Genomic DNA, 13,889 nt, shown 5'->3' on the forward strand with positions numbered 1-13,889 from the left:
AAAAATAAAAATATATGAGAATAGTATTTAGTGGTTTCTTGGCTTTGAGTTTACTTTTTGCCAATCCGATAATTTCACAGCAGAAAAAGGAAAAACAAACAGATATAAATTACACGCAATATGTAGATCCGCTTATTGGTTCGGCTGGGCATGGTCACGTATTCGTGGGCGCAAATGTTCCTTTTGGAGCCGTACAGTTGGGACCAGTAAATATTTTTGAAGGTTGGGATTGGTGCAGCGGTTACAACTATGCCAGCAATACCATTTTGGGCTTCACTCACACGCATTTAAGCGGAACCGGAATTGGAGATTTAAATGATATTCTCGTTTTGCCTGTCAGCGGAAAAGTCAGTTTGACCAAAGGCACAAAAGAAGATATGGTAAACGGTTACGGTTCGTATTTCTCTCATAAAAACGAAGTGGTAAAACCAGGATATTACAGCGTTTTATTGGATAAATATAAAGTCAAAGCCGAATTAACAGCCAGCGAAAGAGTTGGTTTTCATAAATATACTTTTGAAAATGCTAATGATTCTCACATTTTAATTGATCTAGCAGACGGAATCGGCTGGGACAGACCAGTAAAAACGTTCATTAAAAAAGTTAGCGAAACCAAAATTGAAGGCTATCGATATTCTGCAGGATGGGCGGCAGATCAGCGCATTTATTTTGCTATGGAATTCTCTGAGCCAATCGCAAATATGATGGTTTACGACAGTACAGCCGTAGTTAAAGGAACTGAAGGAGAAGGCTTGAAAATAAAAGCGGTTTTAGATTTTAAAACTTTAAAAAACAAACAGATTCTGGTAAAAGTTGGGATTTCTCCAGTTAGCACAGAAAACGCATCTGCTAATATAAAAGCAGAAATTCCGAATTGGGATTTTAATGCGATTGTAAAACTGGCAGATTCAAAATGGAATAAGGAACTGAATAAAGTTCAGATAAAAGCAGACGACAAAACAATGAAGGTTTTTTATACTTCATTGTATCACACGATGTTTGCGCCTTCCATTTTTAATGATGCGAATGGAGATTATTTAGGAACAGATAAAAAGGTTTATGAAAAAGCCAATTTTACCAATTACACGACTTTTTCACTTTGGGATACTTATCGTGGACTGCATCCATTATATACCATTACACAGCCTGAAAAAATCAATGATATCGTAAAATCGTTTTTAGCGATTTATCAGCAGCAAGGACGATTGCCAGTTTGGCATTTAATGGGCAACGAAACCAATACGATGAACGGAAATCATTCTATAGCCGTTATTGTTGATGCGTATTTAAAAGGATACCGTGATTATGATGTCAACTTAGCATACGAAGCCATTAAAAAAACGGCAATGCAGACCCGCGATGGAATGGATTATGTTCAGAAATTGGAATATATTCCAGCTGATAAACTATTAGAATCTGTTGGAAATGCTTTAGAATATGCCATAGATGATTACTGTATCGCTTTGATGGCAAAAGCTTTAAACAAAACAGACGATTATAATTATTTCACCAAAAGAGCCAATTTATACAAACTGTATTTTGATAAAGAAACCACGTTTATGCGTGGTAAATTAACAAACGGAAATTGGAGAACACCATTTAACCCGCTTTCATCTGCACATCGTAAAGACGATTATGTTGAAGGAAATGCATGGCAGTACACTTGGCTGGTTCCGCAAGATCCGTACGGTTTAATTGATTTGTTTGGAAGCGAAGAGAAATTTATCGCAAAATTGGATTCTTTGTTTTTAATAACTGATAAAGTAGAAGGCGAGGATGTTTCGCCAGATATCAGCGGTTTAATCGGCCAATATGCGCACGGAAATGAACCTAACCATCATATTCCGTATTTATATGCGTTTGCTGGACAACCTTGGAAAACAGCAGAATTAATTCGCGAAATCGACGAAAAATTCTACTCAACAAAACCAGATGGATTATGCGGTAATGAAGATCTAGGACAAATGTCGGCTTGGTACGTTTTATCGTCTATGGGATTCTATTCGGTTAATCCTGCAAACGGAATTTATGTTTTAGGAAGTCCGTTGGTAAACACGGCTGTCATTCATCATAAAAAAGACATTTCGTTTACGATAATTGCGGTTAATAACAGCGCATCAAATATCTATATTCAAAAAGCAGAATATAACGGAAAACCCTATACAAAATCGTATATCACACATGATATGATCGTAAAAGGCGGTGAACTGAAATTATATATGGAAAACAGGCCATCAACGACATTTGGAGTTAAGAAAGAAGATAGACCGTTTTAATAGTGAAAAGTAAAATGTGAGATGCAATTAAACATATCACACTTTACATTTCACATCTTACAAAATACAATTCACAAGAATATGAAAATAAAAAGTTTAATTTTTTTAGGAATAGTACAGTCCTGTCTTTTTTTAAATGCACAGGTAAAAGCCTTAGATCCTGTGGAATATGTAAACCCGTTAATGGGAACGCAATCACTGCATAATCTTTCAAACGGAAATACGTATCCCGCAATTTGCAGACCGTGGGGAATGAATTTCTGGACGCCTCAAACGGGTAAAATGGGCGACGGATGGGCTTATACGTATAACGCAGAAAAAATTAAAGGGTTTAAACAAACACATCAGCCTTCGCCTTGGATGAACGATTACGGTCAGTTTTCGATTATGCCGGTTACAGGTAAATTGGCCTTCGCTGAAGATGAACGCGCGAGCTGGTTCAGTCATAAAGCTGAGGTTTCAAAGCCATATTATTACAGCGTTTATCTTGCTGATCATGATGTTACAACCGAAATTACAACAACAGAAAGAGCGGCGCATTTTCAGATTACATTTCCAGAAAATGAAAAATCTTCTATTGTAATTGATGCATTCGATAAAGGTTCTTACATCAAAATAATTCCGTCAGAAAATAAAATAATAGGTTATACAACGCGCAACAGTGGTGGAGTTCCTCAAAATTTTAAGAACTATTTTGTGCTCGTATTTGATAAGAAATTTGAAACCAATTCAACTTGGATTGACAAAGTTTTGACTGTTGAAAAATTGGAAGCAGAAGGAAATCATGTAGGAGCAGTTGTTGGATTTCAAACCAAAAAAGGAGAAAAAGTAAATGTTAGAGTAGCATCTTCTTTTATAAGTCAGGAGCAGGCCGAATTGAATCTGAAAAACGAACTGGGAAAAGTAACTTTTGAAGAAACGGTTTCGCAATCTAAAGCGGAATGGAATAAAGTTCTAGGGAAAATCGCTGTTGAAGATAATAATGCAGATCAACTAAAGACTTTTTATTCATGTTTGTATAGAACAGTCTGCTTTCCTCAGAAACAATACGAAATTGATAAAGATGGAAAAATTGTGCACTACAGCCCATACAACGGAAAAATTCTTCCGGGATACATGTATGCAGGAACTGGATTTTGGGATACTTTTCGTGCCTTATATCCTTTGTTGAATCTGGTTTATCCTTCTATAAACAAAGAAATGCAGGAAGGATTAATCAACGATTATAAAGAAGGCGGATTTCTGCCAGAATGGTCAAGTCCAGGTTTTAGAAATGTAATGGTTGGAAATAATTCGGCTTCTGTAGTTTCTGATGCCTACGTGAAAGGATTACGTGGTTATGACATCAATACTTTGTATGAAGCTTTATTGCACGGAGCGAATAACGAAGGACCTTTGGAAGCTGTTGGCAGAAAAGGAGTTCAGTATTACAATACTTTAGGATATGTTCCGTACGATGTGAAAATCAACGAAAATGCAGCGCGAACTCTAGAATATGCTTATGATGATTTTACGATTTGGAAACTGGCAAAAGCATTAAATCGTCCGAAAAAAGAAATCAGTTTGTATGAAAAACGAATGATGAATTATAAAAATCTTTATAATCCATCAGTAGGATTAATGAGCGGACGAAATAAAGACGGTAGTTTTCCAGCCAATTTTAATCCGTTTAAATGGGGAGATGCTTTTACCGAGGGAAACAGCTGGCATTACAGTTGGAGCGTTTTTCACGACATTCAAGGTTTGATTAATTTGATGGGAGGAGATAAAAATTTCACGGCAAAATTAGACGCTGTATTTACAATGCCGCCGCTTTTTGATGACAGTTATTATGGAGCTGTCATTCATGAAATCCGCGAAATGCAGATTATGAATATGGGACAATATGCTCACGGAAATCAGCCAATTCAGCACATGATTTATCTGTACAATTATGCTGGCGAACCTTGGAAAACGCAATATTGGTCAAGAGAGGTCATGAATCGTTTGTACAAACCAACTCCAGATGGCTATTGCGGAGATGAAGATAACGGACAGACTTCTGCATGGTATATTTTCTCAGCCATGGGATTTTATCCTGTTTGTCCAGGAACAGACGAATATGTTTTGGGAGCGCCTTTGTTTAAGAAAACGACTTTACAGTTAGAAAACGGAAAACAGCTTATTATCAATGCGCCGAGTAATTCAGAAACTAACAAATATGTAAACGAATTAAAATGGGATAATGTTCTTCATTCTAAAAATTACATCAATCATTTTGATGTATTAAAAGGAGGCGAATTAAATTTTGATATGACCAGTTCTCCTAATTATAAAAGAGGCACAACAAAAGAAGCATACCCATATTCTTATTCAACTTCAAAATAAAAAGATATGCAGTCACGTAGAAAATTTATAAAAAATGCAGGCATTTTTTCAGCAGGATTATTGGCACTTCAAACAGAAGCTTTTGGGTTTAATTCAGATACTTTTCAGTTTCCATTAAAAGATTTTGTTTCGAAAAGGCCTCCTGTTGCCGAAAGAAAATTTACAAGCAAAGCAATTGAAGCTGCTATCGTACGCATTAAAAAACAAATCGGCAATCCTGAATTGGCATGGATATTCGAAAACTGTTTTCCAAATACATTAGATACAACGGTCGATTTTGAAATTATCGACGGAAAACCAGATACGTATGTAATTACGGGAGACATCGATGCCATGTGGCTTAGAGACAGTACAGCGCAGATTTGGCCTTATATTCCGTTTGTAAAAGAAGATCCGAAATTGGCAGAACTGGTAAAAGGTGTAATTAATCGTCAAGCGAAATGTATTCTGCTAGATCCATACGCAAATGCTTTTTATAAAGATTTTACGAAGGAAAGCGAATGGAAAAATGACCTTACCAAAATGCAGCCCGGAATTCATGAAAGAAAATGGGAAATTGACAGTTTGTGCTATCCCGTTAGACTAGCGCACGGATATTGGAAAGAAACGGGAGATATCAGTTTATTTGATGCCAAGTGGAAAGAAGCCATGCTCTTAGTTCTACAGACTTTTAAAGAGCAACAGCGAATGGATGGAAAAGGCGGTCCTTATAGTTTTCAGCGTCAGACGGCTTGGGCAACAGATGGCGTTCCGTTAGGCGGTTACGGCTATCCAGTAAAACCTTGCGGATTAATTGTTTCGACTTTTAGACCAAGTGACGATTCTACATTATTTGGCTATCTAATTCCGAGTAATATGTTCGCTATTGAAATATTAGGTTATCTGATTGAAATTTTCTCTCTCCCAGCTTTAAAAGACAATGATTTAGTAGCTAAAGCCACAAAATTAAGAGATGAGGTTCAGAATGGCCTTAAAGAACACGGAATTATCAATCATCCTAAATTCGGAAAAATTATTGCTTTTGAAGTAAACGGATACGGCAGTTTCCACATGATGGATGATGCCAATGTACCGTCTCTATTGTCATTGCCTTATTTAGGCGCGATTGCTCCAAATGATCCATTATATCTAAATACAAGAAAAATAGTGTTGTCAGAGAATAATCCGTTTTTCTACAAAGGAAAAGCAGGAGAAGGAATTGGAGGTCCGCATACAGGAGTTGATACCATTTGGCCAATGAGTATTGTTTTGAGAGCCATTACAAGTGTAGACGAAAAAGAAATAAAGGCCTGTATAAGTAATTTAATTAAAACAAACGCCGATACTGGATTCATGCACGAATCGTTCCATAAAGATGACGTGAATAAATTTACTCGTAAATGGTTTGCTTGGGCGAATACATTATTTGGCGAAATGATTGTACACACCAGTATTCATTATCCTCAAATTTTAAAAGACAAAAATATCTAGTACTAAAAAGCTAAATAAACATAAATGAATACATCTCATGCCATTGGGCTAGATATAGGAGGAACGCATATTACAGCTGCGGTTATTAATAAAACAGAAATGAAAGTTCTTGACCATTCGCTCTGTAAAGAATCTTTTGATTCAAATCTGCCAGTAGATCAGGTTATGAATATCTGGAAAAAAGTAATCAGCGCCTCAATTGAAAATTCAAAAATTAAAGATGTTACAGGAATTGCGATTTGTATGCCCGGACCATTTGATTATAAAACTGGCATTTGCTGGATTAAAGACCAGTCTAAATACGAACATTTTTACGGATTAAACATTCGAGAATTGCTTTTGGAAACTCTTGGTTTTCCTTCAGATTTTCCAGTTCTTTTTGAAAATGATGCAGTTTGTTTTGGGAAAGGAGAGGTTTTTAAACAGCAGGAAAATCTTTCTAAGAAAGTAATGGCCGTAACGTTAGGAACAGGCTTAGGAGCTTGTTTTATTGATAAAGGAACATCAATAAGTTCGGGAAATACTGTTCCACCTGATGGCGAAATATACAATCTGACTTATAAAGACGGAATAGCAGAAGATTATGTGTCAGTTAGGGGTCTTTTATCACATTATAAATCTTTAAGCAATACAGGTCTTAATAATGGCTTAGAATTATATAATCTAGCAAAAAACGGAGATCAGCAGGCAATTCGTGTATTCGAAAGAATGGGAGAGGATTTAGCGACAGTTGCAATTCCGTGGATTAAAAACTTTACAGCAGATCATATTATTATTGGAGGAAAAATTGCCAATGCAAGCGATTTGTTTTTACTCTCATTTAATAAAACAATTCAGGAATCTGGTTTAAATATCGAAGTTTCCATTTCAAATGATAATGAAATTGCGGCCTTATTGGGAGCGGTCAGTTTTCTTTGCGATTAAAAATAGAAAGGATGAGGTTTAAACTCATCCTTTTTTGTTTTACTTATATACTGCATAATATTTCAAATCCTTTTTCTGTATCAGGAGCTGTTAAGAAGCCTTTAGATATCTGTATTTAAAGGCTTTTTTATGTTTGAGATTTCAGAGCTATTACATTCAGCTCACTCCTAAGATAGTAGAGATGTGGCTTTATTGAAAATTTGTTTAAAGTTTTTAAGGTGTTGATTTTTAGTGATAAAACAGGTGTAAATACTTGTGAAAAGATACTTTTTTTTGATTAAAATTGTATTGTATTTGTCGTAGGAGATATTGATAAATTATAATCTGTAACAGATGCCTTTTGGTAAATTTGAAAGACTTTTTGATAATCTATTTTCAGTAAATAATAATTAATAACTTAAAAAGATGAGAACATCAAATATAAATGACGGTCTAAAAGTAAATGCCATTGCAGGAACATATGTTGTAACTCTTGGGTTTAATCTGCCTAAAATAAAATGTGATGGACTATTAGGTTTTTCGATTTTGCGTACAGATGAAACTGGTAGAGCAAAATTTTTGGAAGGAATGAAATGTTTTGAGGAAACTGATCCTGGTTTTCCTGCAGGTTCGTTATATTCTTCCAATGAACATCCGATACAAATATTTCAATGGGCAGATTACAGTGCTGAACCTAATAAAACTTACACATACAAAGTTACAGCATTAAAAGGAAAACCTACTGAGCTTAAATCTTTTGCCGAATGTACTGTTGAAGTTACAACTGAAGATCCCAAAGTTGATAATCAGATTGTCTATTTTAATAGAGGTACAGCTGCTTCGCAAGAGTATATTAGAAGATTTGGAAATTTACCTCCTGATAAAGTTCCAAATAATCGTGCTTATGATTGGCTGTCTAGAGGAGTGTATGAAGCATTAGTTGAATTTATAACTTCGAGCGAACCAAATAAACATAAATTAAGAATTGCAGCTTATGAATTAAATTATGAGCCATTATTAGAAGTGATTAAAGATACTTATGGAAATGGTGTTGACATAAAAATAGTATATGACGCAAAAAAAGAGTATCCTGGAGATGTAAATAAAGCTTTAATAACTACATATGGTTTAAATGATGTTAGCACTCCTAGAACAACTTATCCTTCGGGTATTTCTCATAACAAATTTATAGTTAAACTTGAAGGTGACATACCAATAGAGGTATGGACAGGCGGAACTAATTTTTCTGATGGAGGAATTTTCGGGCATTCAAATGTTGCTCACATTGTTAGAGATAAAGATATAGCAGAGTTATTTTTGAAATATTGGATTGCTCTCGAAAATGATTATGATATCGAGAAGCTGAAGTCTTCAACTGAAGAAATAAGTTCTGTGCCGCCTGCTGAGCTCCCTATCGGTACATCAGTATTGTTCAGTCCTAGAAAAAATCTTGATGCTTTAAAATATTATGGAAATCTTGCATTGACGGCAAAAGATGCTTTATTTATGACTTTTGCCTTTGGTATGAACAAAATTTTTAAAGATGTATATAAGAATTCATCGGCCACCTTTCGTTTGGCACTAATGGAAAAAAAGACACGTCCATATAGAAAAACTCAGATAGAAGAACAGCTTATTGACGAGAATCAAATACAGGAACTTAGAAATATGCCTGAAAATATTTTTGCTGTAGGGAATTTTATAAAAACAAATAAATTTGACGGCTGGCTAAAAGAAAGGCTCACTGGATTAAATAGCAATGTAAATTATATACACAATAAATTTATGCTTATAGATCCGTTGAGTGACAATCCTATAGTTATAGCTGGTTCTGCAAATTTTAGTGATGCTTCTACGGTCAAAAATGATGAAAACATGTTATTGGTGAGAGGGAATATGAGAATAGCTGATATATATTTTGGAGAGTACATGCGTTTGTTTTCGCATTTTTCTTTCCGAGAATCATTGGAATGGAGAAAGATTGATGAAGCGCCTAAGCCATTACGAACTGATGATTGGTGGAAATCAAGTTTTGGAAATACACCAAATTCAGCAAAGAGAAAATATTTTGCTCAGGTTGATTCTTAAATGCGGGTTAATTTGAAAACAATCAATAAGACATTAATCCCATTTTAAGAACTCTACGATTCTTGCTATTAAAGTTTTGATTGTTTTGTTAACACCGAAAATGCATATAAAAGAAAAACCCTTAACATAAGTTAAGGGTTTTAAATTTCAGCGGAGAAAGAGGGATTCGAACCCCCGGACCTGTTACAGTCAACAGTTTTCAAGACTGCCGCATTCGACCGCTCTGCCATTTCTCCAGTATGTCGCTATCATTTTGTGATTGCGAGTGCAAAGATAAGCTGTTTTTTCAATTGTGAAAACTTTTTCGCAACTATTTACAAAGAAAATGATTGATGCGTAAAAAAAGAAAATCCTTGATAAGGTAAAGGTTTTAAAGTGAGGTAGAAACGAAACAATGTAATTAGATAGCCTTAATTTGAAGATATCTTAATTATTTCTGAGATTCAGATGATTTTACTTTATGGTAAGATTTTAAGTAACAAATTATAAGATTTTCGACAAATAAGTAAAACAAATGTATGATGACACTTATAGCTATATTTTTTCCGTGTATTTCCTTTCTTTTAAGAGGTAAAATTTTGACGGCGTTACTCTGTTTAATTTTACAGCTTACTTTAATTGGCTGGTTGCCTGCTGCAATTTGGGCTGTAATATCGCTTCAGAATTCTAGAGCCGACAGACGTAATGCTAGGTTAATAAAGGCAATGCCAAACAGATAATTACTTTTTTAATTGGTTGTTTTTTTGAACAACTTTATATTAGGGTAGGAGAGTTTTACTTAAAATCTGCATGAATGGGTAGTGAAAATTTAAATGCTATTTTAAAATATTAAAGCAAAAAGAAAAACCCTTAACAAAGTTAAGGGTTTTAAATTTCAGCGGAGAAAGAGGGATTCGAACCCCCGGACCTGTTACAGTCAACAGTTTTCAAGACTGCCGCATTCGACCGCTCTGCCATTTCTCCAGTATGTCGCTATCATTGCCTGATTGCGGGTGCAAATATAAGACGGTTTTTCGGTTCTCAAAACTTTTTTTAGACTTTTTTTTTGAAGATTTTTAAAATAATTTTCAAGTATCTAATTATCAGTATTTCTAAAAATGATATTTTTTGAAAAACTAATCTAAATCGTCTAAAATTGGTGTTGGTTTTTTGTGCTCATCAACAGCAACAAACGAAAAAGTTCCTGAAACTACCGTTTCGCGAAGTTCAGAATACATTTGTTCCATAAAAATATCAACATGAATTTTACAGCTCGTTCTTCCAACGCTGTCCACTTTTGCGACTAACTCGATTAAAGTACCAGCTGGAATTGCTTTTTTAAAATCAATTTGCCCCGTAGAAATTGTAACTACTTTTTTACGGCTAAAACGTGTAGCGCAGATAAAAGCAACTTCATCCATTAAATGAAGAGCAGTTCCTCCAAATAAAGTGTCGTAATGATTAGTTGTACTAGGGAAAACCGCTTTGAAAATTCGAGTTTCTGATTTTTGAATTCTTTCTTCTACTGTTCCCATATTAGTAATTAACGTATTCTGTAATTTCAAGTCCGTATCCAATCATACCAACTCTTTTTGTTTGTTCTGTGTTCGAAACCAATCTGATTTTAGAAATATCTAAATCATGGAGAATTTGAGCTCCAATGCCATAATCCTTACTGTCAATAATAACTTTTGGAGCTTTTAAAGTTCCGTTAGCTTGTAATGATTTTAGCTCAGAAATTCTGTTTAAAAGATTGACAGCTGTCATGTCTTGATTGATGAAAATAACAGCGCCTTTTCCGTTTTCGTTAATCACTTTAAACATATCGTCTAACTGCTGTTCCGCATTATTAGTCAAAGTTCCTAATAAATCGTTATTCACCTGAGAAGAGTGGATTCTGGTTAAGATTGGTTCGCCAAGATTCCATGTTCCTTTGGTTAATGCAATATGAATTTGTTTGTTTGTAGTTTGTTCGTAAGCTCTAAGTCTGAAAGTTCCAAAACGAGTTTCGATATCAAAATCTTCTTTTTTAACGATTAAGCTATCGTGCTGCATTCTATAGGCAACTAAATCTTCAATAGAAACTAATTTTAAATCGAATTTCTTCGCTACTTTAATTAGTTCAGGCAAACGAGACATTGTTCCGTCCTCGTTTAAGATTTCGCAGATTACACCTGCAGGCTTAAATCCTGCTAGACGCGCAAAATCAATTGCAGCTTCAGTATGTCCTGTTCTTCTTAAAACGCCTCCTTGTTTGGCAATTAAAGGGAAAATATGACCCGGACGAGCTAAATCGTGAGGTTTTGTATTTGGATCAACTAATGATTGAACTGTTTTTGATCTGTCAGCAGCAGAAATACCAGTTGTAACTCCATTTCCTTTTAAATCAACAGAAACTGTAAAAGCAGTTTCCATATGATCAGTATTGTTGGTTACCATGGCGCGAAGATCCAATTCTTTGCATCGGCTCTCTGTAAGTGGTGTACAGATTAATCCGCGTCCGTGAGTAGCCATAAAGTTGATCATTTCTGGTGTTACTTTTTCGGCAGCAGCCAAAAAATCACCTTCGTTTTCGCGATCCTCATCATCGACTACAATGATTACTTTACCTTGACGAATATCTTCTATAGCTTCTTCAATGGTATTCAGTTGTATTTTTGTTGTTGACATAGTTATTTTTGCTTTTGAGCAGGTAAAAACCGCTCATAGATTTTCTGAAATAGTTGTGAAATCGGAGTTGTGATCGCGTCAAAATTAATTAACCCATTGTCGTTTGTAGCACGGTAAGTTAATAAAATTGCCAGCGGAGATAGTATAAAAGAAGACATCCAGGATCCCATAAATGGAGTCATTCCGCCTTCTTGAGATAGCCTTTTTCCGAAAGTATTGATGAAATGGAAAGTAATAAAGATTAAAACAGCAAATACAATTGGAAGTCCAAGTCCTCCTTTTCTAATAATAGCACCAAGTGGAGCTCCAATAAAGAACATTAAGAAACAAGCAAATGCAATGACAAATTTCTCATACAATGCAGTCAAGTGTCTGTTGATATCACGTTGTTTATCTTTTAAGTCTTTCTGGGTGGTCTCGATAGAGTAAATGGTGCTAGTAATATTACTGCTGGCCATTTTTAAAATATCTAATTTATCTTTGTTAGAATAGATAGATAAAAGATCATTTGGAAGCTGTTTCTTCTTGATGTCTTTTTTTGAATCAGAATGGAACTTTTTAATTCCAACTCGCTGATTGATATTTTCAGAAAAAGAAACAATTTCGTTGTCTAAATTTTTGCTCAAAGAATCTAAAGTATAACGTAACTCGTTAACATTTAGCATGGCATTTGTTCCTGCAATACTTTCTTTGCTGTCGTCAACTTTGTTAAGTTCAGATAAATCGATATTGATAATTTGCGTTTTAAATTTTCCTTTTATAAAAGGCATTTTCGCGCGATCTTCATATTTTTTAGGAGTAACGTCCTGGTAGTAATAACCGTCATTTAAAACTAACTTTAAAATGCTAGATTTTTCATTACTAACTAATTCACCAGTTTTAGCTTTAATAACGGTTTTATTTTCACCCATATTATTCGCTTTCTCGTGAATAGTTACACCAGTTAGGTGATTTCCGTTTTCGCCAGTTTTTTTGTTTACTTTAATGTTGTAAGTTCCGACATCGTTAAACTGGCCTTCAGCAATAGCCATAGCTGGCTTAGCTTGAGCAATGTTTTTTCTAAAGTTGACAAACTTATATTCGGCGTATGGAATAACATTATTGGCAAACCAAAAGGCAACAATACTTAAAACGAAAATAAAAATAATCAAAACTCGCATTGCTCTTTGCAAGGAGATTCCTGAAGACTTCATAGCTGCAAATTCATAATTTTCGGCTAAATTTCCGAAAGTCATAATAGATGCTAATAAAACCGAAAGTGGTAAAACCAACGGAATAATTCGTGGCATAGAAAAAAGCAGGAATTTCACGACTAATATTAAGTCGAGATCTTTACCTGCTAGTTCTGAAATAAATAGCCATACTGTTTGTAGTATGAATATGAAAAATAAGATTACAAATACCGTAGTAAATGTAAGTAAGAATGTTTTTAATAAGTATTTGTCTAGAATTTTCAACCTTCTGATTAATCTAATTTATTGATGTAGTATTTCGGGTATTTACTCGCTACAAAGGTAAATTGATTTTTTGATAATGGCTGATTGGTTTTAAAAGAATTAACGGTTAAAGTTGTTTTTGTTCCGTTTTTTCCAGTTTCAATCAAATTATAGATGTGTTTAGTTTGAACGTCAACACCTAACAAAATTTCTTTTCTTTGGTCTTTTCCGCTAGTTGGAACTAATTTGATGTATTGAATTTTTCTTCCTTTTACATTCTGAACAATGTCCATGTTGTATTTGTAGCCAGAATTAAAGAAAGTAAGCATTTTAGAAGGAGTGATTGCATTATCATCTTTCTCGTTTACTTTAGAAATAGTAACTTCTTCGTCTTCAGGAACGATAGTATATGTTTTTTGACCGTCAAAAATTTTCGTAACGCCCATGAAATTCAAAACATATTGATTTCCTTTCATTGTTACATTTCCTTTACTGTCTTGATTGATGTTTTCTTTGGCATTATTCAAAGAATATTTAAAATCGATAACAATATTGTCGTAGCTTTTTATTTTAGAAGTTACTTCGTTCAATAAATCTTTCGCTTTTTTATCTTGAGCCTGAATAGAAGTGAAGCTCAAAAGCAAAATAATTACCATTTGGAAGCACTTTTTAGTCATGTTTGTGATAGAATTGTTGTTGA

At 34.5% G+C, this 13,889-nt stretch carries 10 protein-coding genes and 2 tRNA genes; 6 read left to right on the forward strand and 6 right to left on the reverse strand.

Going from position 1 to position 13,889, the window contains the following annotated elements:
• Positions 1-14 precede the first annotated feature (14 nt).
• The 5 genes from JI750_RS07810 (at position 15) to JI750_RS07830 (ending at position 9,104) form a co-directional block, all read left to right on the forward strand.
• Positions 15-2,276, forward strand: coding sequence for a GH92 family glycosyl hydrolase (locus JI750_RS07810; RefSeq protein ID WP_201999962.1), 2,262 nt, complete (start codon positions 15-17; stop codon positions 2,274-2,276).
• Positions 2,277-2,357: 81 nt separating this feature from the next.
• Complete coding sequence (locus JI750_RS07815; protein ID WP_201999965.1) at positions 2,358-4,643, forward strand: GH92 family glycosyl hydrolase; 2,286 nt, start codon at positions 2,358-2,360, stop codon at positions 4,641-4,643.
• 6 nt (positions 4,644-4,649) lie between these two features.
• The gene (locus JI750_RS07820; protein WP_201999968.1) at positions 4,650-6,113 is read left to right on the forward strand and encodes a glycoside hydrolase family 125 protein; all 1,464 of its coding nucleotides are present in this window, start codon (positions 4,650-4,652) and stop codon (positions 6,111-6,113) included.
• 24 nt (positions 6,114-6,137) lie between these two features.
• Positions 6,138-7,037: an ROK family protein gene (locus JI750_RS07825; RefSeq protein WP_201999972.1), complete on the forward strand. Its 900-nt coding sequence runs from the start codon at positions 6,138-6,140 to the stop codon at positions 7,035-7,037.
• 405 nt (positions 7,038-7,442) lie between these two features.
• Positions 7,443-9,104, forward strand: coding sequence for a phospholipase D-like domain-containing protein (locus JI750_RS07830; RefSeq protein WP_201999975.1), 1,662 nt, complete (start codon positions 7,443-7,445; stop codon positions 9,102-9,104).
• Between the two features lie 151 nt (positions 9,105-9,255).
• On the opposite strand, the gene JI750_RS07835 is transcribed toward JI750_RS07830, so the two are convergent.
• A tRNA-Ser gene (locus JI750_RS07835) sits at positions 9,256-9,340 on the reverse strand.
• Positions 9,341-9,622: 282 nt separating this feature from the next.
• Between JI750_RS07835 and JI750_RS07840 the strand changes: the two genes are divergently transcribed.
• A complete protein-coding gene (locus JI750_RS07840) occupies positions 9,623-9,823 on the forward strand; it encodes a YqaE/Pmp3 family membrane protein (protein WP_201999978.1) in 201 nt (66 codons plus the stop codon).
• Positions 9,824-9,982: 159 nt separating this feature from the next.
• Here JI750_RS07840 and JI750_RS07845 read toward each other — a convergent pair.
• From JI750_RS07845 to lolA1, 5 genes are all read right to left on the reverse strand, one after another.
• Positions 9,983-10,067 (reverse strand) — tRNA-Ser (locus JI750_RS07845).
• 152 nt (positions 10,068-10,219) lie between these two features.
• Positions 10,220-10,618 carry an acyl-CoA thioesterase gene (locus JI750_RS07850; protein WP_095931760.1) on the reverse strand — a complete coding sequence of 133 codons (399 nt, stop codon included), beginning with the start codon at positions 10,616-10,618 and terminating at the stop codon, positions 10,220-10,222.
• Position 10,619: 1 nt separating this feature from the next.
• Positions 10,620-11,753, reverse strand: coding sequence for a 3,4-dihydroxy-2-butanone-4-phosphate synthase (gene ribB, locus JI750_RS07855; protein ID WP_201999981.1), 1,134 nt, complete (start codon positions 11,751-11,753; stop codon positions 10,620-10,622).
• A 2-nt stretch (positions 11,754-11,755) separates the two neighbouring features.
• Positions 11,756-13,210, reverse strand: a complete 1,455-nt coding sequence (locus JI750_RS07860) for an LptF/LptG family permease (protein WP_201999985.1) — start codon at positions 13,208-13,210, stop codon at positions 11,756-11,758.
• Positions 13,211-13,218: 8 nt separating this feature from the next.
• Complete coding sequence (lolA1, locus tag JI750_RS07865; RefSeq protein ID WP_202003082.1) at positions 13,219-13,866, reverse strand: outer membrane lipoprotein periplasmic chaperone LolA1; 648 nt, start codon at positions 13,864-13,866, stop codon at positions 13,219-13,221.
• Positions 13,867-13,889 lie beyond the last annotated feature (23 nt).

The organism is Flavobacterium tagetis (assembly GCF_016735615.1).
GTDB lineage: Bacteria > Bacteroidota > Bacteroidia > Flavobacteriales > Flavobacteriaceae > Flavobacterium > Flavobacterium tagetis.